Here is a 26,282-nt window from a genome sequence, read left to right on the forward strand (position 1 = left end):
GGCTCGTTCAAAGTGCGCCCCTCACCTGGCTGGCATCGGCCATCGCGAAAAATTCGCCGCCGGACTCGATGCCGAACATCTCCTGACCATCGACCATCCGCTCCTCGCCCATGTCAACCAGATCGTAGTAGAGCGCGCGGGTGACCTTGGCCCACAGGTCGGCGCGGACGTGCAGATAGGGCGTCAATCCGCCGTCCGCGGCGGCCTCGAATCTGAGGCCGTGGCCCTTCTCGCAATCGACCCAGTCGTCGACATTGGTGCGGAACCGGAGCAAACGGCCGCGCGCGTCTTGCTCCGTCTGCATTTCCACGGCAAGGAACGGCGCGTCATCGACGCGGATGCCGACCTTCTCCACCGGTGTCACGAGAAAGTGCTTGCCGTCCTCGCGCTTCAGGATCGTGGAGAACAGCCGCACCAGCGCGGGGCGGCCGATCGGCGTTCCCATGTAGAACCAGGTGCCGTCGGGCGCGATTCGCATGTCGAGATCGCCGCAGAACGGCGGATTCCACAGATGAACCGGCGGCAGGCCCTTGCGTCCGGCTGGACCCGAGGTCGCGGCTTGATTGGCGGCAGTGGTCAGTCCTTCAAGGCCCTTGCCTCCGAGACCCCTCGTTTCAGGGCCCGTAGTTTCGCTGCCGGAATCGCTCTGCCCTTGCTTCGCCATTGTTTGCCCTGAAGTTTCCCACCCTCAATCTGGCACATTTGGTGCACGTATCCTGAGATGTGGTCGGGATGTCATTCTCGCCACATCGTGATGCCGTTCATACCCTGAAATACCGATAAGGTGGGGATAGTTTAATTCAACGAATACATGGCCTTCGCACAGGTTTAGCATGCAAGCCATGTAGTGACGACGCGAGAATCGAGCGCATCGTCGAGAAGGAGCGGATCGAATGGCCGGTGCAGACAGCGTCGAGAAACTGGAGGATGTGATCGTCCGTTCGGCCGAACAGGTCGCGGGCCAGATCAAGGCCGCCAAGGAAGCGGTCTCCACGGTCATTTTCGGCCAGGACCAGGTGATCGAAAACACCCTGGTGACGATCCTGTCCGGCGGCCATGCGCTGTTGATCGGCGTCCCCGGCCTTGCCAAGACCAAGCTGGTCGAGACGCTCGGCGTCACGCTCGGTCTCGACGCCAAGCGCATCCAGTTCACGCCCGACCTGATGCCGTCGGACATTCTCGGCGCAGAAGTGCTCGACGAGAGTTCGGCCGGCAAGCGCTCCTTCCGCTTCATCTCGGGTCCGGTGTTCGCGCAGCTGTTGATGGCTGACGAGATCAACCGCGCCAGCCCGCGCACTCAATCTGCGTTGCTGCAAGCCATGCAGGAGCAGCACATCACCATTGCCGGCGCGCGGCACGATCTGCCGAAGCCGTTCCACGTGCTCGCGACGCAGAACCCGCTCGAGCAGGAAGGCACCTATCCGCTGCCCGAAGCACAGCTCGACCGCTTCCTGATGGAAATCGACGTCGACTATCCCGATCGCGACGCCGAGCGGCGCATCCTGTTCGAAACCACCGGTGCCGAAGAGGCGCATGCCAAGCCGTCGATGGACGCGGAGACGCTGCTGTCGGCGCAGCGCCTGGTGCGGCGGCTGCCGGTCGGCGATTCCGTGGTCGAGGCGATCCTGACGCTGGTGCGTGCCGCGCGCCCCGGCACCGAAGGCGGCGAGGCCGGCAAGCTGATCGCCTGGGGACCCGGTCCCCGCGCCAGCCAGGCCCTGATGCTCGCGGTGCGCGCCCGCGCGCTGCTCGACGGCAGGCTCGCGCCGTCGATCGACGACGTGCTCGATCTCGCCGAGCCCGTGCTCAAGCACCGCATGGCGCTGACCTTCTCGGCGCGCGCCGAGGGCCGCACCATTCCTGACGTGATCAAGCAGTTGAAGACGCGGATCGGTTGATGGCGGCAGACAACAGGCACCAGAACGAGGAGATCCTGGCGGTTCGACGTGCCGATGGCGAAAGCCGAACGCTCGCCGCATCGCTGCCGCGTCTGGTGCTTGAGGCCCGCCGTGTCGCCGCCAACGTCATCCATGGCCTGCACGGCCGCCGCCGCGCCGGCTCTGGCGAGAATTTCTGGCAATACCGCCGCTTCGTCTCCGGCGAGCCGTCGCAGCGCGTCGACTGGCGCCGCTCGGCGCGTGACGACCATCTCTATGTCCGCGAGCAGGAATGGGAAGCCGCGCACACCGTGTGGATCTGGCCCGACCGCTCGTCCTCGATGGCCTTTGCCTCCCGCGAGGCGCGCGACTCCAAGCTGGAGCGCGGACTGATCGTCGCCTTCGCGTTGGCCGAGTTGCTCGTTGCCGGCGGAGAGCGCGTCGGCATTCCCGGCCTGCTGAACCCGACCGCAAGCCTCAACGTGATCGACAAGATGGCGGAAGCGATGTTGCACGACGAGACGACGCGCCCGAGCCTGCCGCCGTCCTTCGTGCCGTCGTCGCTGGCCGAGATCGTGGTGCTGTCGGATTTCTGGTCGCCGATCGCGGAGATCACGGCGATGCTGGCCGGGCTTTCATCCTCGGGCGCGCACGGCACCATGATCCAGGTCGTCGATCCCGCCGAGGAGACCTTCCCCTATTCGGGCCGCGTCGAATTCGTCGAGCCGGAGGCCGGCAGCGTCATCACCGCGGGCCGCGCCGAGAGCTGGGCCAGTGATTATGTCGCGCGCGTCGCGCTGCATCGCGACGAGATCCGCAGCGAGACCAACCGGCTCGACTGGCTGTTCTCGACCCACACCACCAGCCGCTCCGCGGCCGAACTGCTGCTGTTCCTGCATGCCGGCATGATGGTGAGCAAGGGCGGCGGCCGCTCAACCGTCAAGGCGGGACGCAGCGCATGATCGCAGGCCTCCCGCTCTCCTTTGCCGAACCATTGCTGCTGCTGGGGCTGGTCAGCCTGCCGGTACTGTGGTGGCTGCTCCGCGTGATGCCGCCGCGGCCGCGCCGGATCGAATTCCCACCGACGCGGCTGTTGTTCGATATAGCGCCCAAGGAGGAGACGCCGTCGCGCACGCCGTGGTGGCTGACCTTGCTGCGGCTCGCCGCCGCTGCGCTCGTCATCTTCGCCGCCGCCGGACCGATCTGGAATCCGCAGACCGGCGTTGCCGCCGGCAAGCAGCCGCTGGTGATCCTGCTCGACGACGGCTGGAGCGCGGCCTCGAGCTGGGACGCGCGGATCAAGGCGGCGGACGAATTGGTCACCAATGCCGACAGCGACCGCCGCGGCGTCGCGCTGGTGCCGCTGTCCGAGCCCGCGCGCGACATCACGCTGATGCCGGCCGGTGCCGCGCGCGTCGCGCTGCGCCAGCTTGCGCCAAAGCCCTACTCGATCGATCGCGTTGAAACCCTGGCGACGCTGGAACGTTTCCTCAAATCGACCGGCGACTGCGACATCGCCTGGCTGTCCGACGGCGTGGACACCGGCCGCGGCAGCGAATTCACCGAAGGTCTCGGCAGGGTTATCGAGAACCGCAATCTGACGATCTATGCCGGCGGTGCGCAATCGGCGCAGGCGCTGGTCGCGGCCGAGAACGCCGCCGCCAAGATGACCGTCAAGGTGCTGCGCACCGAGAGCGGCATCGCGGCGGGAACGGTGCGCGCGGTCGACGCCAAGGGCTCGCCGATCGGCGAGGCCCGCTACGCATTCGGCCCGCAGGAGCGCGAGACCGAAGCTGCCTTCGATCTTCCGGTCGAATTGCGCAACGACATCGCGCGGCTCGAAATTGCCGGCGAACGTTCGGCCGGCGCCGTGCAGCTGCTCGACCGGCGCTGGCGCCGCCGCGCCATCGGCGTGGTCTCCGGTGCGAGCAACGACACCGCGCAGCCGCTGCTGGCGTCGACCTTCTATCTCTCACGCGCACTGTCACCCTTCGCCGACGTCAGGCTCGGCGATCGTGGCGCGCCGCAGCAGGTGATCGGGCAGTTCCTCGATCAGCGGCTGCCGATGATCGTGTTGGCCGATGTCGGCACGCTGTCGCCGGAGATCCGCGACCGGCTCAACGCCTGGATCGAGCAAGGCGGCGTGCTGGTGCGCTTCGCAGGTCCCCGCCTCGCCCAGGCCGATGACGACCTCGTTCCGGTCAAGCTGCGCCGCGGCGGACGCACGCTCGGCGGCAGCCTGACCTGGGAGAAGCCGCAGCACATGGCCTCGTTCGCCGCCGACGGCCCGTTCACCGGCCTCATTGTGCCGAAGGACATCACCGTCAGCCGCCAGGTGCTGGCCGAGCCCGACGCCGTGCTCGCGACCAAGAGCTGGGCCTCGCTGGAGGACGGCACGCCGCTCGTCACCGGCGAGCATCGCGGCAAGGGCGTGGTCAGCCTGTTCCACGTCGGCGCCGACATGCGCTGGTCCGATCTGCCGATGTCCGGCACTTTCGTCGAGATGCTGCGCCGGCTGATCGACATGTCCGGTTACACCTCGAAGCCCGGCCCTGGCGTCGCCAGCGATCCCACCGCCGAGACGGTGGCGCCGCTGCGCACGCTCGATGGCTTCGGCACATTCGGCCCGCCGCCCTCGACCGCCAAGCCAATGTCGGCGGACTATCGCGACCGCGGAACGGCGGACCATCCGCCCGGCTTCTACGGCACCACCGAGAGCCCGATCGCGGTCAACACGCTGGCCTCCGCCGACCGCATCGCGCCGCTCGACACCTCCGGCCTGCGCGCGAAGCATGCGACCTACACCAACACCGAGCCGCGTGACCTGCGCGGCATCATGCTGTCGACGGCGCTGGCGCTGTTCCTGCTCGATGCGATCGTGGTGGCGATGCTCGGCGGCAGCCTTGCGGCGCTGATCCGACGGCGCGCCGCACCAGCGGTGCTTGCGTTGGCCTTCGTGCTTGCGACCATGATTGTGCCGTCGCAGACGCGCGCGCAGAACGCCAGCAGCGACGATTTCGCCATCAAGGCGGTGTCGCAGACGCGGCTGGCCTATGTCGTGACCGGCAATGCCGACGTCGATTCCATCGTCAAGGCCGGGATGTCCGGCCTGACGCTGTTCCTCGGCCAGCGCACTGCACTCGAAGCCGGCGATCCCGTCGGCATCGATCCCGCGCGCGACGAGCTGGCGTTCTTCCCGCTGATCTACTGGCCGATCGTGCCGGGCGCGCCGAAGCCGCCGCAGGACGCCATCAACAAGATCGACGCCTACATGAAGCAGGGCGGCACCGTGATCTTCGATACCCGTGACGCCGTCGAGGCGCCGCCGGGCGACAACGGTTCGTCGCAGACCCCGGGCATGCAGACGCTGCGCGAACTGCTGTCGACCCTCGACGTGCCCGAGCTCGAGCCGGTGCCGCGCGAGCACGTGCTGACCAAGACGTTCTATCTGCTGCGCGACTTCCCCGGGCGCTTCAACTCGGGCCAGACCTGGGTCGAGGCGCTGCCGCGCGAGGACGACGAGGAGAGCGCGCAGCGCCCGGCACGCGGCGGCGACGGCGTCTCGCCGATCATCATCACGTCCAACGATCTCGCCGGCGCCTGGGCGATCCGCCCCGACGGGCAGCCGATGCTGCCGCTGACGCCGGGCGAGCCGCGCCAGCGCGAATTCGCCTTCCGCGCCGGCGTCAACATCGTGATGTACACGCTGACCGGCAACTACAAGGCCGACCAGGTGCACGCGCCTGCCTTGATCGAGCGGCTGGGACAATAATATGAACTACGGTATCGCGTTCACACCGCTGGTTCCCTCACTCGTGCTGTGGGTCGGGCTCGGCGCGATCGTCGTCATCGCGGCACTGTTGCTGCTGTCGCGCCCGCGCGGTGCCGCGGTGCGTGTCGCCGCGCTGGCGCTGATCCTGCTTGCGCTGGCCAATCCCTCCTTCACCCGCGAGGACCGCGAGCCGCTATCCTCGGTTGCCGCCGTCGTGGTCGATAAGAGCCCGAGCCAGAATTTCGGCACGCGCAACCAGGAGACCGACAAGGCGCGGCAGGCGCTGGTCGACAGCCTGAAGCAGATCAAGGGCCTCGAGGTCCGCGTCGTCGAGGCCGGCCAGGCCGATGGCGAAACCGACGGCACCAAGCTGTTCGGCGCGCTGACGTCGGCGCTGTCGGACGTTCCGGTCGAGCGCGTCGCCGGCGCGTTCATGATCACCGACGGCCGCGTGCACGATATTCCCGCCAACGCGCAGGCGCTTGGATTCCAGGCCCCGGTGCACGCCTTGATCACCGGCCGCAAGGACGAGCGCGACCGCCGCATCGCGATTACAGCGGCGCCGCGCTTCGGCATCGTCGGCCAGACCCAGACCATCACCTTCCGGCTCGACGACCAGGGCGTCAGCGGCGAGCGCGCCAAGGTCACGATCCGCCGCGACGGCGAGGTGATCAACGAGCGCACGATGACCTCAGGCCAGACCTCGAGCGTCGACATCGACATCAAGCATGCCGGTCCCAACATCGTCGAGATCGAGGCCTCGCCGCTCGAGAACGAGCTGACGCCGGTCAACAACCGCGCCGTGGTGGCGATCGATGGCGTGCGCGACAAGCTGCGCGTGCTGCTGGTGTCCGGCGAGCCGCATGCCGGCGAGCGCACCTGGCGCAACCTCTTGAAGTCCGATCCCAGCGTCGATCTCGTCCACTTCACCATTCTCCGCCCGCCGGAGAAGCAGGACGGCACGCCGATCAACGAGCTGTCGCTGATCGCGTTTCCGACCCGCGAGCTGTTCCAGCAGAAGATCAACGAATTCCAGCTGATCATCTTCGACCGCTACGCCCGCCAGGGCGTGCTGCCGATCGCCTATTTCGACAATATTGCGCGCTATGTCCGTTCTGGCGGCGCGGTGCTGGTGTCGGCCGGCCCCGATTATGCCTCGACCACCAGCATCTGGCGCACGCCGCTGGATTCGGTGCTGCCGGCCGAGCCGGTCGGCGTCACCGAGAAGCCGTTCTATGCGCATCTGAGCGATGCCGGAAAACGCCACCCGGTGACGCGCGGGCTGGAAGGTTCGAATGCCGAGCCGCCGCATTGGAGCCGATTCTTCCGCACCGTCGACACCCGCAACGCGATCAACCCGCCGGTCATGACCGGCGCCGACGGCAAACCGCTGCTGCTGCTTTCGCGCTTTGGCGAAGGCCGCGTCGCATTGCTGCTGTCCGACCAGATCTGGCTGTGGGCGCGCGGCTATGAGGGCGGCGGGCCGCATCTCGATTTGTTGCGGCGGGTGTCGCACTGGCTGATGAAGCAGCCCGACCTCGACGAAGAGGCGCTGCGCATGCAGGTGCAGGGCAAGGACCTGATGGTGGTGCGCCAGACCATGGCCGACACCGTCGCGCCGGTCACCGTGACGTCGCCGAGCGGCGCCACGCATGAACTTACCTTGACCGCCGGCGATCCCGGCGAGTGGCGCGCGACACTGCCGGCAAACGAGCTCGGCCTGTGGCAGGCCACCGACGGCACGCTGAAGGCGCTGATCAATGTCGGCCCGACCAACCCGAAGGAATTCTCGGAAGTCACCTCGACCACCGACATGCTGAAGCCGCTGGCGCAGGCGACCGGCGGCGACGCACGGCGCATCGTCGACGGCTCGAGCCTCGACATGCCGCGCATCGTGCCGGTGCGCGCGTCCTCGATCTTCCGCGGCGACAACTGGCTCGGCGTCAAGATGCGCGACGCCAGCGTGGTCAAGGGCGTCGGCGTGCTGCCGATGTTCGCCGGCCTGGTCGGCCTGCTGCTGCTGCTCGGCGCATTCGCCGCGACCTGGCTGCGTGAGGGACGCTGAGACCAACAGCGCGCGACGTCCCATCGGCCCCGTCGCTGCAATCCCACACCAGCAATGGATCGACACAATGTGTCTGAACCACCGTTGACATCGCGGCCACCCTCCGATGTTATAATGTAACATCGGATGGCCGGGGAATGAGCGCCGCCCCGATGGTGGGGGTTCAATCGGCGTGAAGTGGTTCCGGAGACATATCAGGACTGGTTCGCGGCTGGCGCTGTTCGCGCTCGCTGTCCAGTTCGTGCTGTCGTTCGGGCATTTCCACCCGATTGCCGCCGCGCAAGCGGCGCCCGCAATCCAGTCCGGTCTGTCGCTGCTCGATCTCGCCTATATCGGGACCTCGGCGACGCCGGACCTCGCGGTCCAGGTGACCGGGACCGAGCCGCCCGTCCGGCACGACAACGACCGGCACCATCCCGCCGACAATTGCGCGATCTGCACCGTCATCTCGCTCGCGAGCAGCGTGCTGTTCACGGCGCCGCCGGTGCTGTTGCTGCCGGAGGCCGTCGAGCTTCTGTTCCGCACCACCAATGCCGAATTCCTCCATCTGAAGTCGGCGCCCGCGGCGTTCCGTTCCCGCGCACCTCCTGTGTCCTGACATCGACTGATTGCTGCACGCCCTGAGCGGACGGCCGCGTCACGATTGCGGCTTCCCGCAGGGCAAATCGGAATCGATCCGTCGTTTCGACGGGGCTGGATCAGCACTTCCAGCATTTGGACCAAGACAATGACACTTCAGAAGATACGAGCACTCCACATCGGAGGCGCGAGCTGGCTGCTGCTCGGCGCAATGCATGGCAGCGCGCTGGCCGATGACACGCCGACGCAACTCCCTGACGTCACCGTAACGGCGCCAAGCCCGATCCAGCGGCACCGCACTGTGCCAACACGCGCGCTGACCCGCGCTGTCCGGGCAGCACCGAGCCGCAACGGCGAACGCGCCGCAGCCGTGCAACCGGTACCCACGGCGCCGGCGCCGCAGCAGGGCGTGCTGCCCGTCGTCACCGACCAGTTCGCAACAGTTACCGTGGTACCCAACGAGGAACTGCGGCGCTCCGGCGGCGCCACGCTCGGCGATCTCCTGTTCTCCAAGCCAGGCATCACCGGTTCGAGCTTCGCGCCCGGCGCATCGAGCCGGCCGATCATCCGCGGCCTCGACGTCAATCGCGTCGGCATCGTCGAGAATGGCCTACCCGGTGGAGGTGCCTCCGATCTCGGCGAAGATCATTTCGTTCCGATTGATCCGTTCTCGACCAACCAGATCGAAGTGGTGCGGGGACCTGCGGCGCTGCGTTACGGCTCGACCTCGATCGGCGGCGTGGTGAGCGCCACCAACAACCGGATTCCCGACGCCATGCCGACCTGCGCGGCGACGCCGTTCCAGACTTACGGATTACCGGTGAAGGCCCCGCTCTCCGATGCGGGCGGCCCGGGCTGCCTCAATGTCGAGACCCGCACCTCCGTGAGCTCGGTCAATCGCGGCGTTGAGGGCGGCATGCTGCTGGACGCCGGCGGCAACAATGTCGCCGTGCATGCCGACGTCTTTGGTCGCACCACCAGCGACTACAGCATCCCGAGCTATCCGTATCTGTTCGATCAGACCCGGCCGGTAGGCGGCCGCCAGCCCAACTCCGCGACGCAGTCGGACGGCGCGTCGGTCGGCGCCTCCTATTTCTTCACGGGGGGCTATATCGGCGCGGCGATCACCCAGAACGACTCGCTCTATCACATCCCCGGCATCGACGGCGCAGATCACCATACCCGGATCGACGCGCACCAGACCAAGATCGCGGTCAAGGGCGAGTACCGGCCGGACTCCGCGGCGATCGACGCCGTACGGTTCTGGGTCGGCGCAACCGACTACCGCCACAACGAGCTCGGCCTTGCCGATCCGGCCGACCTGACCAGCGACGGCGTGCGGCAAACCTTCACCAACAAGGAGCAGGAGGCCCGCGTCGAGGTGCAACTGATGCCGTTCAACGCGCGCTTCGCCACCGTGACCACCGCGTTCGGCCTGCAGGGCGGCCATCAGGAGCTGACGGCGCCGAGCCCCGACGATCCCGGCTCGCTGTTCAACGGCCTCTGGAATCCGAACAACAACAACCGCGTCGCAGGTTACGTCTTCAACGAATTCAAGTTCACGGAAGCGACCAAGGCGCAGATCGCGGCTCGCATCGAGCATGTCGAGTTGCACGGCTCGACGCCGGATTTCCCGGCGGACTTCCTGCCGGACGGCTCGCCGCAAGCCTCGATCGGACGCAATCCGTCCTTCACACCGGTCAGCGGCAGCGTCGGGCTGATCCAGAATCTGCCCGGCGATCTCGTCGGCAGCATCACGGCGCAATATGTCGAACGCGCGCCGAAGCCGGCCGAGTTGTTCTCGCGCGGCGGACACGACGCGACCGCGACCTTCGACATCGGCGATCCGAACCTGACCATCGAGACGGCGAAATCGGTCGAGGTCGGTTTGCGCAAGGCGACCGGACCGTTCCGGTTCGAAGCCACCGGCTATTACACCTTCTTCAACAATTTCATCTATCGCCGCTTGACCGGCGTGATGTGCGGCAGCGATTTCGACTCCTGCGGCAATGGTGAGCCGGACAACGAATTGCGACAGGCGGTCTATTCGCAGCGCAACGCCGTCTTCCGCGGCGCCGAGTTCCAGAGCCAGCTCGACATCGGCCCGCTCAATGGCGGCATCTGGGGCATCGAGAACCAGTTCGACGTGGTGCGCGCCACCTTCACCGACGGCAGCAACGTGCCGCGGATTCCACCGGTGCGGCTCGGCGGCGGCGTGTACTGGCGCGACAGCAACTGGTTCACCCGCATCAACCTGGTGCACGCCTTCGCGCAGAACGACATCGCCGTGATCGGCGAGACCCCGACCGCAGGATACAATCTCTTGAACGCGGAGATCACCTACAACACCAAGCTCAGTCAGTCATGGATCGGCGCGCGCGAGATGACGCTGGGCCTGGTCGGCAACAACCTGCTCAACCAGAACATCCGCAACTCGGTGTCCTATACCAAGGACGAGGTGCTGATGCCGGGCCTCGGCGTGCGGGCCTTTGCCAATTTGAAGTTCTGAGACAAGCGTATCCCTCTGCCATCAGCGGCAGAGGGATGGTGCCTTGACGGTCGCGCCGTTTCAGTGACCGACGACGACTTCGCTGATCTGGATCACCGGCTGCAGATCGGTGTAGTTCGGGATGTCGCTCATGATCTCCTGGGCGTGCTTGCCCATGGCGGCCCCGAAGGCCTCAACCGAGTCGCAGAAGATGTGGCACATTCCGACATAGGTCGCGGGCGTCCCCGGTGCGCCGCCGGCGAGGCCCTTGTCGACGGTGTAATATTTGCAAGCGTCGCCGAGGCGCGCCTTCACCAGCGGCATGTGCTTGTCGCGGTAATACTCGTGATCAAAGCGTGCGCCTGGATTGTTCGGATACATCACACTGACCTTGATCATGGCGCGCACTCTCCCTGTTGATATGACATGCGCCGGTCTTGTCCCGGCGCTTGCTTCAACTGTGCTTCAGTTTCCGAGTGCGCGCAACCGTTCCGCCATTGCTCGCAGCAATGTCAGATCGCCTTGCTCCAGTCCGGCTGGATCGGCCCGGATACCCCCTCGAAGGCGCCGTCGACCAGTTCCATGACAAGCAGGCGACTGTAGTCGACCGGGCCGGGCATCGTCATCCGTCCCTTCGGGACCGGCTTGAAGCCGACCCGCGCATAATACGGCTCGTCGCCGACCAGCACGATCAGACGATGGCCTTTGGCGCGGGCGTCGTTGATCGCGCGTTCGAGCAGCGCGCGGCCGACGCCGCGGCTGCGAAACGGCGGCTCGACCGTCAACGGCCCGAGCATCAAAGCCGGCGTATCGCCGATGCACACCGGCAGCTGACGCACCGAACCGACCAGCAGCGTGCCGATCCGCGCCGTGAAGGAGACATCGAGCAGATGATCGACATGCTCGCGCAGCCGGTAGGCGCTGAGCGCGAAGCGACCGGGCCCAAAGGTGCGCTCGTGCAGGCGCTCGATCGCCTGGGCGTCTTTCGGGGTCTCGGGCAGGATGGTCAGGGACAGTTCGGTCATTGTGGGGCGCGGGATAGCATCTGGCGCGGGCGCGGTCCATCACCGCCATGTGGCCGGCGGCGGCTTGCCGTCGAGCACCTCAGCGATCCGCAGCCGCGTACCGGGGGTGGTGTCGTCAGGCAGATCGGCCGGATCGAAGAAGCCGCAGGCCACGATCTCGCGATTCGGCCCCGGCAGGCGGTCCTGCCGGTACGTCCTGACGACATAGACCGCGACATGATCGCGCGGCGAGACGTGGCTGTTGTGGAAGATGCCGTGCAGCACCGGCTCGCCGGCAAGCTCGATCCGCCCCTCCTCCTCCAGCTCACGCCGCAGCGCATCGATAAAACTTTCACCAACCTCGACCCCGCCGCCGGGCAGATACCAGCCATGGACATAGCTGTGCTTGACCAGGAATACCTTGTTGTCGGCGTCGAGCACGACGGCGCGGACCCCGAGCGTCATGCCGCGGGCCAGGCGCCAGTAGAAATGAAACACCCGCCTGATCTGCGGTTCGCAGCGCCTGCGCAAATCCTCAAGGACCGTCACTGAACCCTCGACATCATGGTGGTTGATCCCTGCTTTGATCCTTGCGCGGCTGCGCAGCTCTTGCCAATACAGGGCAGCACGTTCGGGATAGCACGACATGACCGGTGGCCGGCCACTTTTCACCGACAATCCGAAGGGAATCGCGTGATGGCGGCGTTCCGCCTCGCGCATCTGTCGGATCCGCATCTGCCGCCGCTGCCGGCGGCGCGGCTGCGCGATCTCGCCGGCAAGCGCGCCTTCGGCTACCTGAACTGGACGCGCAACCGTCACAAATATCATCGCCGCGACGTGCTCGACATGCTGGTGTCGGACATGCAGGCGCAGCAGCCGGACCACGTCGCCGTGACCGGCGACCTCGTCAATCTGGCGCTGGATGCCGAGTTCAATCCGGCGCGGCAATGGCTCGAAGGTGTCGGCGGCTCCGCCGACGTCACCGTGGTCCCCGGCAATCACGACGCCTATGTGCGCGCGACCCGGCATCGCTTCGTCAGTCATTTCGGCGACTATCTGCGCGGCGACGCCGATGGCGCGGCGACGCATTTTCCGTTCGTGCGCCGGCGCGGCCCGGTGGCGCTGATCGGCGTCTCCTCGGCAGTGCCGACGCCGCCGCTGATGGCGACCGGCTGGCTCGGCCACGCGCAGCTCGGCGCGCTCGATACGATCCTGGCGCGGCTGTCGCGGGAGGATGCCTTCCGCGTCCTGCTGGTGCATCACCCGCTGCACTCCGACGGGCGCGCCAAGCGGCTGACCGATTCGCATCAGCTGCTGGCGCTGCTCAAGCAGCACGGCGTCGAGCTGGTGCTGCATGGCCATGACCACATCCATTCGACGATGTGGTTCGACGGCCCCGAGCGCAAGATCCCGGCGATCGGCGTGCCGTCCGCATCGGCGCTGGCGCGCAAGCATTATCCGGCGGCGGCCTACAATCTGTTCTCGATCGAGCGCGACGGCAATGGCTGGCGCTGCGAGCAGACCGTGCGCGGCCTCGGCGCGCACGACGGCATTCGCGAGCTGAAGCAAGTGCGGTTGTCCTAACAGCTAGTCCCCGCCCCCGCCGCCGCCACAACCACCGCCGCAGCCACCTCCGCTGTCGCCGCCACCTCCACCGTCACCACCGCCGTCGCCACCATCGCCGCCGCTGCTTCCATCGCTGCCGGCATCGCCGAATCCGGCCGACGATCCGTCGATCGACGAATCCGAGAAATCGCCGCCGCAATAGGGACTACTGCCGCTGATGCCGCTGCGGCGCAGCGCTTCGCAGTCGGTGTGGTAGATGAAGCCGTTCGCGATGTTCAGCTTGGCGTCGAGCGCGAACAGCAGCGGCAGCCGCGTCGGCCGGACCGGATCGATGTTCTCGTATTTGCAGCAGTACCACCAGACCCGCCGCAGCCCCTCATTGCTCCGGCGCTGCTCCTTCACCAGCACGACCGCGGGCGTGTGATGCAGGAAGGATCCGAAGGCGCGGCGGCAGAACGCGTCGTATTCGCGGGTGTAGAGAATGAATTCGTGCCAGAGGTCGTCGGCCGCCTGCGACGGCATCGAGACGAAACGCTTGCCGCTCATCAGATGAGCGAGGAAGAACTGGCGCAAGCCGCGCGAGACCAGCGCGCTGTCCTTGCGGGCGAAGCCGGGGTGATGCCTCTCGAGCCGGGCCAGCAGGCCCGCCGGCCACTTGAAGGTGCGGATATATTCGGCGCGCCGCAGCGTCTGCCATTTGCCGAACAGCACGGCGCTCCCGACCACCGCGGCCGCGGCGAGCACGCCGAAAAATGCCGAGGCGGGTGTTATGACCACGATGCCCCCCGCCGGTCAGCGGCTAAAAGTTCTGCGAACTCGCCAGCAGCGCGAAGCCGAACAGCGCCAGCGCGCCCAGGATGAAGCCGAGCACGAACATACCGACCCCGCCGCGGCGCTTCGGCGCCACCACCGGCACGGGCGGGGGTGCCGGCGGCTCGGCAACCGGAAGCGGCGTTGCCACCATCGCGTGCTCGCGCTCGATCAGGCGCCGCGCGACATAGTCGGTGACCGCATCGACGATCACGGGCACATCGTGCGATTCGGCGAGCACGATGCGACCGAACCTCGTGTCTTGCACGAAGCGATAGATGCGCTTGTCGCGGCCCATCAGCACGTGGGCGACGACGTCGATCCACAGTCGCGGCGTCTCGCCCTGGCTGATGCCGCGGTCGAACAGATCGATCTTCTCGGGCACCTGCGCGAACAGCGGATCGAGCGCATCGTTGAGGATCTCAAGCCGCGCCACCTCGGCGTCGCGCAACTCGACCACGACCCCGGTGCGATCGGCCGCCTCGATCCGCGCCCGCCGCAGCGCCTCTCGCAGCGTCGGCCGCATCTCGCGCGCCTCGCTGCCGGTGTTCTGCGGATCGGACATGCCTTACGGCCTCGTGCTGACGGGTTGCCTCACTCATTAACCTATCAGCAACCATGGCGTCCGCAAAGGACGTTGGTTCCCAAGCACTTAGGTGACCACTTATCCCCAGCTGAAAGTTCCCGGCGCCGTCCCAAAGCGGTCGACCCCACCCGGATGAACCGGATGGGGCCGCCGTCCTTGGACGTTTCTTAGCTCAGATAATTCTGGCGTCAGGCCGAAACCCGCGACGGCTCCTCGACGATCGAGAAGCGCACGCCGGCCTTGTGGCGGCTCTCTTCCGAGACTTCCTTCCAGCACTCTTCGGCTTCCTTGCGGGTCTTGAACGGACCACGGACCTGGGCGGAGCCTTCGACGAGCTTGTGGAAGTTCATCGAGCCGAACTCGCCGCCGATCACCCAGAAATTGCTGCCCTTGCTCATCATCAGTCTCCTCTAAAATCCTGCTGCCTTTGCTCAGCTGCCCGAAATTCTGATCCTCGCGCTCGCTCGCTGTACCGACATTCTTGACAAAGCATCGCGAAGTGCGTGTCAGGAGATAAACGCGAAAACGGGAAGTTCGTACAGATGGCTTGTCTTTTATTGGTGATGTCATGTAACATCTGAACTTGTAATAAATGTCGATTTGTAAATTTTGTCACAATACGGGTCAAGAAGGCTGCCATGCCGGGCGAGTCCGGAAAGAAGCTGTTCGTCGGTCCGCGGTTCCGGCGAATCCGTCAGCAATTGGGGCTGTCGCAGACCCAGATCGCCGAGGGACTCGGCATCTCGCCGTCCTACATCAACCTGATCGAGCGCAACCAGCGCCCGGTGACCGCGCAAATCCTGTTGCGACTGGCCGAGACCTACGACCTCGATCTGCGCGACCTCGCCACCGCCGACGAGGACCGCTTCTTCGCCGAACTCAACGAGATCTTCTCCGATCCCTTGTTCCGCCAGATCGATCTGCCGAAACAGGAGCTGCGCGACCTCGCCGAGCTCTGCCCCGGCGTGACGCATGCGTTGCAGCGGCTCTATGCCGCCTATACCGAGGCGCGTCGCGGCGAGACGCTGGTCGCCGCGCAGATGGCTGATCGCGAAGGCTCGCAGTTCGACGCCAACCCGATCGAGCGGGTGCGCGACCTGATCGAGGCCAACCGCAATTATTTTCCGGAGCTCGAGACCGCGGCGGAGAGTTTGCGCGACGAGCTCAACGTGCCGACCGAAGGCCTGTTCACGGCGCTCGCCACGCGGTTGCGGGAAAAGCATTCGATCGTCGCCCGCGTCATGCCGGTCGACGTGATGCGCGAGACGCTGCGCCGTTTCGACCGCCATCGCCGGCAGATCCTGATCTCCGAACTGGTCGACAGTGCCGGACGCAGCTTCCAGCTCGCGCTGCAGATCGGCTTCGTCGAATGCGGCGCTGCGATCGACGCCATCGTCAGCCGCGCCGGCCCGCTCGACGACACCGCGCGCCGGCTGTACCGCATCACGCTCGCCAATTATTTCGCGGCGGCCGCGATGATGCCCTATCAGGCATTTCATTCCGCGGCGGAAGCCTTGAGCTACGACGTCCACGTGCTGGCGCAGCGCTTCAATGCCGGCTTCGAGCAGGTCTGCCACCGCCTCACTACGCTGCAGCGGCCGAACGCGCGCGGCGTGCCATTCTTCCTGCTGCGGGTCGACAACGCCGGCAACGTGTCGAAGCGGTTTTCCTCCGGCACCTTCCCGTTCTCCAAATTCGGCGGCACCTGCCCGCTCTGGAACGTGCATTCGACCTTCGACATGCCCGACCGCCTGCTCAGCCAGGTGATCGAGCTGCCGGACGGCACGCGCTATTTCTCGATCGCGCAGACGGTGCGGCGGCCGGTGGCGCCCTATCCGCAGCCGCAGCCGCGCTTTGCGATCGGGCTCGGCTGCGAAATCCGTCATGCGGCCAAGCTCGTCTATGCGACCGGCATGGATTTGGAGAAGGTCGAGGGCACGCCGATCGGCGTCAACTGCCGGCTCTGCGAGCGCGAGAATTGCAGCCAGCGCGCCGAGCCGCCGATCACGCGCACCCTGATCCTGGACGAGACCACGCGGCGGGTGTCGTCGTTCGCGTTCTCCAATGCGCGGGAGCTGTAAAGATCAATCCACCGCGGCGAACGCCTTGCACCAGCCGTCCTTGCTGATGGCGCCGTCCACCACCTTGCAGCCGTCGGGCGCGACGAACAGCGTGCACAGGCCGCAGGAGTAGATGCCGTTCGGCGTGTCCTGGTATTCCGCCTGAGGTTTTGTCATTTTGTCGGAGGCTGCGGCAGGTCGCGGCAGAAGTGCCGCGGGAATTGCTGCGATGGCAACGGCGATGAACGCGCGTCGCGAACGTTCAGACGGTTGTTTGGCCATGGTGTTCACCCCATGCGTCGTCCCGGCGGAAGCAAGGACCGATACGTCGCGGCAGGCATTGTAAACGGAACTCGCCGTTACGGCACTCCCACGTCGTTCCGGGGCGCGCCCTAGGCGCGAACCCGGAATCGATCATGCCGCACAACGCGCGGATCGATGGATTCCGGGCTCTCGCTTCGCGAGCCCCGGAATGACGAGGAAAAGCCCAAGTGAACAGCTCAGGGTTTGCGCAGGTTGAGCGAGAAGCGCAGGTTGAGCGGCTGCAACATTTCCGGCGGTGGCGCCTCGCCGACATTGCCGCGCTTCAGGATGGTGCGCAGGTCCTCGGTCGCACCTGCGTCATCGAAGGCCGGAAAGGTGACGCGCTCGACGGTGCCATCCGGGTTGAGCCAGGCCCGCACCACGAGCGTCGGCGGCGGCCCGTTCTCCTTGCCGGAATGCTCGATGACCCAGTTCCGGAAGCGATTGGCAACCGTCTCATCGGCGGCGATCCACTCCTCGAACCGGTATTTGACCAGCTTGGCAAACTGGGCCCATGACGGCGGCGCCTGTTCGGGATTGCGAAAATTGGCGTCCTGAGCGTGGCCCGGCGCTGGGGACAGGATCAAGAGGCCGAACGAGAGCACGAGCGTGCCCCGCAAGATGAGCATGGTTCTCGACAAGGGTTGACCGCGGACAGCCGGCTGACAGGACAACGCAGCAACTAGTCGCTCATTGTTGCAGGCATGTGACGCGCGCCGAGATGCTGGCGGCGCGATGCGCGCGGGACGCAGTGCCGCTCATCTGCGGCCGGTCGTCTTCCTGGAAGCGCACACCATGCGCGCCAAGAAAGGATTTGGCGTGCGCGGCATCCACCGCCAGCACGCGATCGATCGTGGTCCTGCGGCTTACCACGCCTTCGACGAGGCCGCGGGAATCCAGCACCGGCGCTCCGCTGGTGCCGAAGGTGACATTCGAGCGCAGCACGAGGTGCTCGGGATCGCGCAGCGTGGCGTCGACGAACGCATTGCCGAGCGACCAGCATGCGCCAGCATCGGCTTCAGGCGCTCATAGGCCTCGGCAAACACCATGTCGTTGGCGGCGGACGTGCTTACGCGCGGGAACACCGCTGCGAGACCCAGCGTGCGGGGCACCTTGATCAATGCAATGTCGCTCGCGGCAAGCGCCACCACGCGCGCTGCAATCGACCTGCCCTCCTTGCTGACGATGATGCGGGCGCAGTCTACGACCGCATGCCGCGCGGTCAGCATATGTCCGAGGTCGTCGACAAAGAAGGCGGTGCCGTCGAGTCGCTGGCTGACGGCTGGCGGGCCGGTGACGTCACGCGCCAGCGGCTTCGCCGCTTCGATCTGTCGCGCCGGTTGAAATGGGGAGAATGGCACCTGAGCCGCAGCCCCGCCCGGCGTAACGCCATTGAAAGCCCAGCCGATCGCGATACCGCAGGCCAGCCGGACAATGCGGACAAGCAATTTCGCGCGCGCCGTCGGAGCCGCGCCCAGGATCGAAACCAAGTGATGCCCCCTCAAACCCCAACCCCGCCCTTCAACGTCGTCACGCAAATCGCTTGCAGGCAATGTCTGTACATACACCGTACTCAAGGATGGATGAAGACCCGCCGAACGAGACGTGCGCGAGAACGCTTCGAGCAAAAGACAGTCGGTCGATGCATCGAAACGTGAAACGATGACTTTCCATGATTGCCCTCGTGAGCGGTGGTGGCGCGGGTGCCGGAATCGCCGCGCCGAGGACATATCGAACGAGGGCGGCGGACGTCGTGCGACGGCACAGCCGGCCGGGGCTATGCGAGCCAGCATGCGCGCGCGACATCCGCCCGAGCGACTACCCGCCGTTGACCGCGCCCCGGATCAGCGGCGCGGAACGGCCCTCGCCTCCGCGCGGGACGCTGCGAAGCGCCGCCGCGCGAGAGTGACAGCGGTGGTCAGATCATTCTGCGTCGTTTTTGATCGCCCGCCCGTTAGCTACCGGGCGGCGAATAGGCAGCCTTGAGCTTGCCCGCGTGCTGACGCACCACCTTGATCTCGTCCTGCGTGAACAGCCGGACCAGCTTCACGTTCTGCATGGCACCGGCCGCCACGACTACGCCGGCAATGGCAGGTGCCACGTTCGGATCCGGCACGTCGAAGATCACCATCACGCCGGGGCCGTCAATCGCCGTACTGTACATCGAAATCAATTTGCCGCCGCCCGACTCGATCAGCTTCTTGGCGGCCTCGTAGCGATTGGTCGCGGGGTTTTCCAGAATGTTGTTGATAGAACGCGGGGTGTATTCACCTGAGAAGCAGAAGTGCATGGCAATCGCTCCATTTGGCTGAACATGAAAACAGACAGTCACCCGGGCGTGACCCAGGCAGAAGGTTTTTCGTACTGAAAATTGAGACCGTAAGGCCTGCCGATGGCCATGAGCGCTGCCGCTCATTCTCCGGATTTCGGCGTAACCGGTGGCAGCTCGCTCCGCAATCTACATCAAATGACAGGCAAATGAAATTGCGTTTCGCGGCTTCGGAAAAAACACCCTGTCATAACCGACCGTGAAGGGCAGCCCGCCTGACCTGACGGGCGAGCGAACACGGCCGGATGTCTCGGAGGGCGGCGCCTAACGCATGCAGCACGACGCCTCGGCGGGCAAGACGCACCAGGTCTCGTGGCGATAAACGTCCTGTGGTAAGTGTCACCCGCGCTCATTGCCGAGCGTGTAGCCCGATTGAACTAGGAGTTTTCAGACATGACTTTCCGTGCATTTGGCTTTTCAATTGTTGGATTGTTCGCGGCGGTCTCCGCGACGGCGGCTGCGGACGCTCCGCCGAGCTATCAAGGCGATCCCGACACCTACAAGGTCATCTTCGAGGATCAGAATTTCCGCGTCATCGCCGCGACCTGGAAGAAGGGAACGACGGACAAGCCGCATTCCCACCCGGTGCCCTTCGTGGTCTATCCGCTGACCGACTGCACCATTCGCCTGCACAATGCCGACGGCACCACACGGGACAGCCCCAGCAAGGTGGGCACGCCGTTTGCCGGACCGATCGTGGTCTCCCATACCGCCGAGAACATCAGCGGCGACGACTGCAAGGCGATATTCGTCGAGCGCAAGTAGCCAACGAGGTCTGCGCGGTCATCCATCGGCAACCCGACCATGGAGTGCTGACGGATTCGGTGACAAACGACACGCAACGTTGCTCACCAGGCTGGCGAGCAGCGTTGCGGCTTGCGACTGGCTCTGGTCGCAACCGCCCGGAAACAGAAGCGCAATCCGCAGCCAGCGCCTTGCAATCAAGGCCGATCTGCCTCAGTCTCCCGCGCCTCCCGTTAAGAACAAGAGAAAGAACACGCATGAAGCATCGCGCGCTCGGCCGCTCCGGCCTCACCGTCCCTCCCCTCTGCTTCGGCTGCAATGTGTTCGGCTGGACGGTGGACGAGGCTGCGTCCTTCCGGCTGCTCGATACCGTGCTGGAACATGGACTGACGTTCCTCGATACGGCCGACGTCTATTCGCGCTGGGTGCCGGGTCATCACGGCGGCGAGTCCGAGACGATCATCGGCAAATGGATGAAGGCGCGCGGCAACCGCAACCGCATCATCCTCGCCACCAAGGTCGGCATGGACATGGGCGGCGGCAATATCGGGCTGAAGCCGGACTACATCGCCCGCGCCGTCGAGGACTCGCTGCGCCGGCTGCAGACCGACCGCATCGACCTCTACCAGTCCCACAAGGATGATGAGACGACACCGCAGGAAGAGACGCTCGCGGCCTACGACAGACTGATCAAGGCCGGCAAGGTCAGGGCGATCGGCGCCTCGAATTTTTCGGCCGAGCGGCTCAAGAGCGCGCTGGATATTTCCAAGGCGAATGGGCTGCCACGCTATGAGAGCATGCAGCCCGAATACAGCTTGGCAGAGCGGTCGAGCTATGAGGGCGCGCTGCAACGCGTCTGTGTCGAGAATGACGTCGGCGTGATCACGTTCTTCTCCCTCGCCGCCGGATTCCTGACCGGCAAATACCGCTCGGAGAGCGACTTCGCCAAGAGCCCACGCGGCACGCGCAGCATCCCGAAATACATGAACCCGCGCGGCATGCGCATCCTCGCCGGCCTCGACGAGGTCGCCGCGGAGACCGGCGCCGAGCCGGCCGCGGTCGCGCTGGCCTGGCTGATGGCGAAGCCCGGCATCACCGCACCGATCGCCAGCGCCACCAAGCCCGAGCAGGTCGCAACGCTGGTCGCGGCGGCGAAGCTCGAGCTGAGCAAGGCGCAGGTCGAGCGGCTGGACGCAGCGAGCGCGTAGCGGTGCTGCGCTTCACCTCGCCCCGCGTGCGGGGAGAGGCATAGGCCGCCTTCGGCGGCCGTTCTCAAGAACGCCGAAGCGGAGCTTCGGTTATGACGCATCGTTAGATGCGTTTCCGGGTGAGGGGGAGCCTCCGCAAATACAGCTGTCACCGAATTCGCGGAGACAGCCCCTCATCCCAACCTCTAAGAGCGAGCTTCGCTCGTCTCGACCCGGTAAGAACGGGGCGAGGGAGCACGTCGCCTTTGCGGCCGCTACTCACCCCGCCCTAACCCCACGGCCCGTGCTGGCCCGAGGCACCGCCCCATGGGCTACGCGGCGGGTAGCCCGCGCCGGCGGGGCGCGGCGCGGTCTGGGTGCCGAGCTCGGCGGCGAGCTGCTGCAGCGCGGCGATCCGGTTCGCGGTCGAGGGATGGGTGGCGAACAGATTGTCGACGCCGTGGCCCGACAGCGGGTTGATGATGAACATGTGCGCGGTGGCCGGATTGCGCTCGGCTTCCATGTTCGGCACCTGATGCGCGGCATTCTCGATCTTCGCGAGCGCGGACGCCAGCCACATCGGCTGGCCGACGATGCGCGCGCCATAATTGTCGGCGGCGTATTCGCGGGTGCGGCTGATCGCCATCTGCACCAGCATGGCGCCGAGCGGCGCCAGGATCATCATCGCGATCGAGCCGACGATGCCGGGCCCGTTGTTGTTGCGGTTGCCGCCGAAGAACATGCCGAACTGCGCGAGCATCGAGATCGCGCCGGCGATCGTCGCCGTGATCGTCATGGTCAGCGTGTCGTGATGCTTGATATGCGCGAGCTCGTGCGCGATCACGCCTGCGAGCTCCTCGCGGCTGAGCTGCTGCATCAAGCCCGTGGTGACGGCAACCGCGGCGTTCTCCGGGTTGCGGCCGGTCGCGAACGCGTTCGGCTGCGCCTCGTCCATCACGAACACGCGCGGCATCGGCAGGCCGGCGCGCTGGGCGAGCTCGGCGACGAGATTGTAGAGGTCCGGCGCCGAACGCGCATCGACCTGATGGGCGCCGTACATCGACAGCACCATGCGATCGGAGTTCCAGTAGGTGAACAGATTTGTCGCAGCAGCAACGATCAGCGCGATCACGGCGCCGGTGCCGCCGCCGATCAGATAGCCGACCCCCATGAACAGCGCAGTGAGACCGGCAAGCAGGAGCGCGGTGCGGAAATAATTCATCGTTGTTCCCTCACGGCGAGCGGAATGCTGCCACAACTGACGCCGCTGAGGTAGGGATTTTGCGGCCAAAGCCGCAAGGGGAAGGCGTGCGTCGCAGCGACGCGGCGGGGATTAACGATTGGTCATGTGCGGAGGCAATCGGTAGCCCTCGTTACTCCGCCGGCTCCTGGGCGCGCGCGGTCTCCTCCTCGCGCAGCGCGACACGCAGCATGCGGGCGAGCTGGGCGCGGCTGTAGGGCTTTGCCAGGAACAGGATGCCCTGCTCGAGCTTGCCGTCCTGGTCGATGGCGTTCTCGGTGTAGCCCGACGTGAACAGCACGCGCAGCCCGGGGCGCCGTTTCTGCGCCTCGGTGGCAAGGTCGCGTCCGTTCATCGCGCCGGGCATGATGACGTCGGTGAACAACAGATCGACCGGCGCGCCGCTGTCGAGCACGGCGAGCGCCTCGCCGCCATTGTTGGCCGACAACGTCGTGTAGCCGAGGCTCTCGATCTGGGTCAGTACGTAGGAGCGCACCAATCTGTCGTCCTCGACGACGAGCACGATCTCCTGCGCGCCGCGTGCCTCAGGCTGCCGCCGCTCGGGTACGGCGGCCGGCGAGAGCTCCGCCGCGCGCGGCAGATAGAGCATGACCCTGGTGCCGCGCCCGACCTCGCTGTCGAGCGCGATGTGGCCGTTGGACTGCTTGACGAAGCCGTAGACCATGGAAAGCCCGAGGCCGGTGCCCTTGCCGACGTCCTTGGTGGTGAAGAACGGCTCGAACACTTTTGCCAGATCGGGTTCCGCGATACCCTGGCCATTGTCGATCAGAGCGATCGCGACATAGTCGCCGGCAGCGAGCCCGTCATGGCCGTGCACGTCTGATGGCTTGAGCTCGGCCGTGCGGGTCTCGATCCGCAGCCGGCCGCCCTTCGGCATCGCGTCGCGCGCATTCAGCGCGAGATTGATGATCGCGGTGACGAGCTGGTTGGAATCCACCAGCGCGCGCGGCAGATCGGGCATCGGCCGGAAATCGATATCGACATGGTCGCCGATCGTCGGCCGCAGCAGCTCGATGGTGTCGACCATCAACGCATTGACGTCGACGTCGCTCGGCTGCAGCGGCTGCTTGCGCGCGAAGGCGAGCAGATGCCGCGTCAGCGACGCGCCGCGCTCGGCCGCATCGCGGATCAGACTGGTGATCTCGGTGAGCTGGCGATTATGGGTGACCGCCTCGGCCAGGATATCGATGGTGCCGGTGATGACGGTGAGGATGTTGTTGAAGTCGTGCGCGATGCCGCCGGTGAGCTGGCCGACCGCTTCCATCTTCTGCGCCTGGCGGATCTTGCTCTCATTGACCTCGGCCTCGCGGAAACGCTCGAGCAGGACTTCCGAGCGCTGGCGCTGCCGGCCCTCCTCGGCGAGCGCGACATGCGCCTCGCGCAGCTGTGCCTCGGTCGGGATCGCGAGCATTCTCGGGATCAGCGGCCAGAGCAGCACCGCGGTGAAGATCGAGGCGACGGCGGTGAGCGCCTTGACTATTCCTTCGAGACCGTAGATGGGCACCCACAGCGTGTAGATCGAGAACACATGCGTGAGGCCGCAGGCGAGGATGAAGGCAGCGAACGGCCAGGCCATCCAGCCGAACTGGAAGTCGCGCCGCTTGGAGACGAGGATCGCCAGCGCAAACGGGATCGAGAAATACGAAGCGGCAATGATCGCGTCTGAAATCACGTGCAGCCAGATCAGCTCCGGCTCCCACAACAGGCAGATGCCGTGTGGCGAAAACGTCGACGAATCCAACAGACGCTCGAGAAAACTCCACATGGGTCCCTCCGGGCGTGATCGATCCGCCAACACCCCTGCCCGCGAATCATCTGCCGATCATAGCGGCGACGACTCACTCTGCCGAAGCCCAATTGGTCAAACGGGGGCGCCCCCGTTGTTGCCCGGTGTCGCCCTGGTGTATGCAGGGCAGGTCTTATGCCCCTATTCAAGCCGGTGATATCGATGCCAGCATCTTCCCCCCGCGCCCCGATCGTGATCGCTGTGTTTGCGGCAGCGCTGGCGCTCTCGACGACCGCCCTGGCGCAGCAGCTGCTGCCCAATTCCGCTGGGCCGGCCCCGGCCAGGGCGCGGCCGGCCGCGGTGGCATCGCCGAGGGCTGCGTCCTGCCATAATGGGCAGAGCTTCGATCGCTTCCTCACCGATCTGAAGCAGAAGGCGGTCGCTGCCGGCGTCTCGCAGCGCACGATCGCCGAGGCCGCGCCTTACCTGGTTTACGACCAGGGTATCGTCAACCGCGACCGCGGCCAGCGCGTGTTCGGGCAGATCTTCACCCAATTCGCCGGCCGCATGGCCGCGAACTACCGAATGCAGCAGGGCCAGCAATACATCCGGACCTATGCGGCCGCGTTCGCGCGCGCCGAGAAGGAGTATGGCGTGCCGCCGGCGGTGATCGCCGCGTTCTGGGGACTGGAGAGCGATTTCGGCGCTCAGATGGGCAATCTGCCGACGTTGAAATCGCTGGTGTCGCTGGCCTATGATTGCCGCCGCTCGGAGATGTTCCAAAGCGAGACCATCGCGGCGCTGAAGATCATCGAGCGCGGCGACCTCTCGCCCGACGAGATGATCGGCTCATGGGCCGGCGAGCTCGGTCAGACGCAATTCTTGCCAACGCACTACTTCAACTATGCGGTCGACTATGACGGCGACGGCCATCGCAACCTGCTCGCCAGCGGCCCCGACGTGATCGGCTCGACCGCGAACTACATCGCCAACGGATTGAAATGGCGGCGCGGCGAGCCGTGGCTGCAGGAGGTGCGCGTGCCGCAGGCCGCGAACTTTCCTTGGGACCAGGCCGACCTCACCATCAAGCTGCCGCGCTCGAAATGGGCAGCGCTCGGCGTCACCTTGACCGACGGCAAGGCGCTGCCGAACGACGAGATGCCGGCCTCGCTGCTGCTGCCGATGGGCCGGATGGGTCCGGCGTTCCTCGCCTACCCCAACTTCGCGGCGTATACCGAGTGGAATAACTCGCTGATCTACTCGACCACCGCCGGCTATCTCGCCGGCCGCATCGCCGGCGCACCGCCGATGCAGCGGCCGCATGCGCCGGTGGCGCAACTGCCGTTTGGCGAGATCAAGGAGCTGCAGTCGCTGCTGGCGCGCGCCGGCTACGACGTCGGCAAGATCGACGGCGCGCTCGGCCAGGCGAGCCGCAGCGCGATCAAGGCAATGCAGATCAAATACGGCCTGCCGGCGGATTCCTGGCCGACCGCGGAGCTGCTGGCGCGGATGCGCGGCGGTGGCCGCACCCAGCCGGCCGCGGATGCCGCGATGCCGGGGATGCGGTAGTCTCGCAGACTATTTTCCGTAGCCCGGATGCAGCGAAGCGAAATCCGGGACGGTCCCTTGAACTGCACCCCTGATGTGAGACACGGTAAATCAGGGACAGGTGCCGGCCGCTTGAAGCGGCACGGCGGGTTGACGGGTTAGGGCCGCATGGCGGGGCTGCTGCGCAGCAGCCCCGCCATGCGGTAAATTTGCCTCGAACTCGGCTGGCGGCCGGTAGGCCAAAGCCGAGTGCAACCGTTGACGAKTGTATACCTCTTCGATGAAGGCGCCGATCGCATTTCTGGCCTGTTGCGCATCGCGGTAGGTCTGGCCGTCGACCTCCTCTTGCTTGAGGGTCTTCATGAAGCTTTCCGCCC

At 66.0% G+C, this 26,282-nt stretch carries 26 protein-coding genes; 11 read left to right on the plus strand and 15 right to left on the minus strand.

Annotation, left to right across the window (positions count from 1 at the left end):
- Nucleotides 1-7: 7 nt before the first annotated feature.
- Nucleotides 8-664 (minus strand): DUF1285 domain-containing protein, encoded by a 657-nt coding sequence (locus AKN83_RS36520; RefSeq protein ID WP_244522230.1) that lies wholly within the window; start codon nucleotides 662-664, stop codon nucleotides 8-10.
- A gap of 229 nt (nucleotides 665-893) precedes the next feature.
- Here AKN83_RS36520 and AKN83_RS36525 point away from each other — a divergent pair, with 229 nt between their 5' ends.
- The 6 genes from AKN83_RS36525 to AKN83_RS36550 all read left to right on the plus strand — a co-directional run bounded on the left by AKN83_RS36525 (nucleotide 894) and on the right by AKN83_RS36550 (nucleotide 10,802).
- Nucleotides 894-1,898, plus strand: a complete 1,005-nt coding sequence (locus AKN83_RS36525) for an AAA family ATPase (RefSeq protein WP_050403979.1) — start codon at nucleotides 894-896, stop codon at nucleotides 1,896-1,898.
- The gene (locus tag AKN83_RS36530) at nucleotides 1,898-2,839 is read left to right on the plus strand and encodes a DUF58 domain-containing protein (protein WP_050403980.1); all 942 of its coding nucleotides are present in this window, start codon (nucleotides 1,898-1,900) and stop codon (nucleotides 2,837-2,839) included. The genes AKN83_RS36525 and AKN83_RS36530 overlap by 1 nt, the downstream gene beginning before the upstream one ends.
- A complete protein-coding gene (locus AKN83_RS36535) occupies nucleotides 2,839-5,649 on the plus strand; it encodes a DUF4159 domain-containing protein (RefSeq protein ID WP_050404004.1) in 2,811 nt (936 codons plus the stop codon). Before AKN83_RS36530 ends, AKN83_RS36535 begins: the two co-directional genes overlap by 1 nt.
- Before the next feature lies 1 nt (nucleotide 5,650).
- Nucleotides 5,651-7,714 carry a hypothetical protein gene (locus AKN83_RS36540; RefSeq protein WP_050403981.1) on the plus strand — a complete coding sequence of 688 codons (2,064 nt, stop codon included), beginning with the start codon at nucleotides 5,651-5,653 and terminating at the stop codon, nucleotides 7,712-7,714.
- A 172-nt stretch (nucleotides 7,715-7,886) separates the two neighbouring features.
- Entirely contained in the window at nucleotides 7,887-8,312 is a 426-nt protein-coding gene (locus AKN83_RS36545) for a DUF2946 family protein (RefSeq protein ID WP_050403982.1), read from the plus strand.
- A 129-nt stretch (nucleotides 8,313-8,441) separates the two neighbouring features.
- Nucleotides 8,442-10,802, plus strand: coding sequence for a TonB-dependent receptor (locus tag AKN83_RS36550; RefSeq protein WP_050403983.1), 2,361 nt, complete (start codon nucleotides 8,442-8,444; stop codon nucleotides 10,800-10,802).
- Between the two features lie 60 nt (nucleotides 10,803-10,862).
- On the opposite strand, the gene AKN83_RS36555 is transcribed toward AKN83_RS36550, so the two are convergent.
- From AKN83_RS36555 to AKN83_RS36565, 3 genes are all read right to left on the minus strand, one after another.
- Entirely contained in the window at nucleotides 10,863-11,180 is a 318-nt protein-coding gene (locus tag AKN83_RS36555) for an EthD family reductase (RefSeq protein ID WP_050403984.1), read from the minus strand.
- 113 nt (nucleotides 11,181-11,293) lie between these two features.
- Complete coding sequence (locus AKN83_RS36560) at nucleotides 11,294-11,806, minus strand: GNAT family N-acetyltransferase (protein WP_050403985.1); 513 nt, start codon at nucleotides 11,804-11,806, stop codon at nucleotides 11,294-11,296.
- Nucleotides 11,807-11,845: 39 nt separating this feature from the next.
- Nucleotides 11,846-12,334, minus strand: a complete 489-nt coding sequence (locus AKN83_RS36565; protein ID WP_050404005.1) for an NUDIX domain-containing protein — start codon at nucleotides 12,332-12,334, stop codon at nucleotides 11,846-11,848.
- A 147-nt stretch (nucleotides 12,335-12,481) separates the two neighbouring features.
- Between AKN83_RS36565 and AKN83_RS36570 the strand changes: the two genes are divergently transcribed.
- A complete protein-coding gene (locus AKN83_RS36570) occupies nucleotides 12,482-13,369 on the plus strand; it encodes a metallophosphoesterase family protein (RefSeq protein ID WP_050403986.1) in 888 nt (295 codons plus the stop codon).
- Between the two features lie 3 nt (nucleotides 13,370-13,372).
- On the opposite strand, the gene AKN83_RS36575 is transcribed toward AKN83_RS36570, so the two are convergent.
- The 3 genes from AKN83_RS36575 to AKN83_RS36585 all read right to left on the minus strand — a co-directional run bounded on the left by AKN83_RS36575 (nucleotide 13,373) and on the right by AKN83_RS36585 (nucleotide 15,145).
- Nucleotides 13,373-14,128: a glycine-rich domain-containing protein gene (locus AKN83_RS36575; RefSeq protein ID WP_083992403.1), complete on the minus strand. Its 756-nt coding sequence runs from the start codon at nucleotides 14,126-14,128 to the stop codon at nucleotides 13,373-13,375.
- Between the two features lie 22 nt (nucleotides 14,129-14,150).
- Entirely contained in the window at nucleotides 14,151-14,726 is a 576-nt protein-coding gene (locus tag AKN83_RS36580) for a hypothetical protein (RefSeq protein ID WP_050403988.1), read from the minus strand.
- A gap of 209 nt (nucleotides 14,727-14,935) precedes the next feature.
- Complete coding sequence (locus AKN83_RS36585; RefSeq protein ID WP_016839740.1) at nucleotides 14,936-15,145, minus strand: DUF4170 domain-containing protein; 210 nt, start codon at nucleotides 15,143-15,145, stop codon at nucleotides 14,936-14,938.
- A gap of 240 nt (nucleotides 15,146-15,385) precedes the next feature.
- On the opposite strand from AKN83_RS36585, the gene AKN83_RS36590 reads away from it, so the two are divergent.
- Nucleotides 15,386-16,828 carry a helix-turn-helix domain-containing protein gene (locus tag AKN83_RS36590; protein ID WP_063695702.1) on the plus strand — a complete coding sequence of 481 codons (1,443 nt, stop codon included), beginning with the start codon at nucleotides 15,386-15,388 and terminating at the stop codon, nucleotides 16,826-16,828.
- A gap of 3 nt (nucleotides 16,829-16,831) precedes the next feature.
- Here the strand turns inward: AKN83_RS36590 and AKN83_RS36595 are convergent, their stop codons facing one another.
- The 5 genes from AKN83_RS36595 to AKN83_RS36615 all read right to left on the minus strand — a co-directional run bounded on the left by AKN83_RS36595 (nucleotide 16,832) and on the right by AKN83_RS36615 (nucleotide 19,400).
- Nucleotides 16,832-17,089 carry a hypothetical protein gene (locus tag AKN83_RS36595; protein ID WP_063695703.1) on the minus strand — a complete coding sequence of 86 codons (258 nt, stop codon included), beginning with the start codon at nucleotides 17,087-17,089 and terminating at the stop codon, nucleotides 16,832-16,834.
- 218 nt (nucleotides 17,090-17,307) lie between these two features.
- Complete coding sequence (locus tag AKN83_RS36600; RefSeq protein WP_050403989.1) at nucleotides 17,308-17,739, minus strand: hypothetical protein; 432 nt, start codon at nucleotides 17,737-17,739, stop codon at nucleotides 17,308-17,310.
- 61 nt (nucleotides 17,740-17,800) lie between these two features.
- Nucleotides 17,801-18,013: a hypothetical protein gene (locus AKN83_RS41595; RefSeq protein WP_050403990.1), complete on the minus strand. Its 213-nt coding sequence runs from the start codon at nucleotides 18,011-18,013 to the stop codon at nucleotides 17,801-17,803.
- Nucleotides 17,977-18,903 carry a S1 family peptidase gene (locus AKN83_RS40315; RefSeq protein WP_244522231.1) on the minus strand — a complete coding sequence of 309 codons (927 nt, stop codon included), beginning with the start codon at nucleotides 18,901-18,903 and terminating at the stop codon, nucleotides 17,977-17,979. Before AKN83_RS40315 ends, AKN83_RS41595 begins: the two co-directional genes overlap by 37 nt.
- Nucleotides 18,904-19,064: 161 nt before the next feature.
- The gene (locus tag AKN83_RS36615; protein WP_050403992.1) at nucleotides 19,065-19,400 is read right to left on the minus strand and encodes a GYD domain-containing protein; all 336 of its coding nucleotides are present in this window, start codon (nucleotides 19,398-19,400) and stop codon (nucleotides 19,065-19,067) included.
- A 432-nt stretch (nucleotides 19,401-19,832) separates the two neighbouring features.
- On the opposite strand from AKN83_RS36615, the gene AKN83_RS36620 reads away from it, so the two are divergent.
- Nucleotides 19,833-20,204, plus strand: a complete 372-nt coding sequence (locus AKN83_RS36620; RefSeq protein WP_050403993.1) for a cupin domain-containing protein — start codon at nucleotides 19,833-19,835, stop codon at nucleotides 20,202-20,204.
- A gap of 236 nt (nucleotides 20,205-20,440) precedes the next feature.
- On the plus strand, nucleotides 20,441-21,391 hold the full coding sequence (locus AKN83_RS36625) for an aldo/keto reductase (protein WP_050403994.1): 951 nt from the start codon (nucleotides 20,441-20,443) through the stop codon (nucleotides 21,389-21,391).
- Between the two features lie 268 nt (nucleotides 21,392-21,659).
- Here the strand turns inward: AKN83_RS36625 and htpX are convergent, their stop codons facing one another.
- Together htpX and AKN83_RS36635 are read right to left on the minus strand one after the other, a co-directional pair.
- Complete coding sequence (htpX, locus tag AKN83_RS36630; protein WP_050403995.1) at nucleotides 21,660-22,592, minus strand: zinc metalloprotease HtpX; 933 nt, start codon at nucleotides 22,590-22,592, stop codon at nucleotides 21,660-21,662.
- A 151-nt stretch (nucleotides 22,593-22,743) separates the two neighbouring features.
- The gene (locus tag AKN83_RS36635) at nucleotides 22,744-24,396 is read right to left on the minus strand and encodes an ATP-binding protein (RefSeq protein ID WP_050403996.1); all 1,653 of its coding nucleotides are present in this window, start codon (nucleotides 24,394-24,396) and stop codon (nucleotides 22,744-22,746) included.
- Between the two features lie 183 nt (nucleotides 24,397-24,579).
- Here AKN83_RS36635 and AKN83_RS36640 point away from each other — a divergent pair, with 183 nt between their 5' ends.
- A complete protein-coding gene (locus tag AKN83_RS36640) occupies nucleotides 24,580-25,926 on the plus strand; it encodes a lytic murein transglycosylase (protein ID WP_063695706.1) in 1,347 nt (448 codons plus the stop codon).
- A 90-nt stretch (nucleotides 25,927-26,016) separates the two neighbouring features.
- Here AKN83_RS36640 and AKN83_RS36645 read toward each other — a convergent pair.
- Nucleotides 26,017-26,282: integrase core domain-containing protein (locus AKN83_RS36645; RefSeq protein ID WP_157113752.1), on the minus strand; the 266-nt coding region annotated here is incomplete at its 5' end.

It is taken from the genome of Bradyrhizobium embrapense (genome assembly GCF_001189235.2).
GTDB lineage: Bacteria > Pseudomonadota > Alphaproteobacteria > Rhizobiales > Xanthobacteraceae > Bradyrhizobium > Bradyrhizobium embrapense.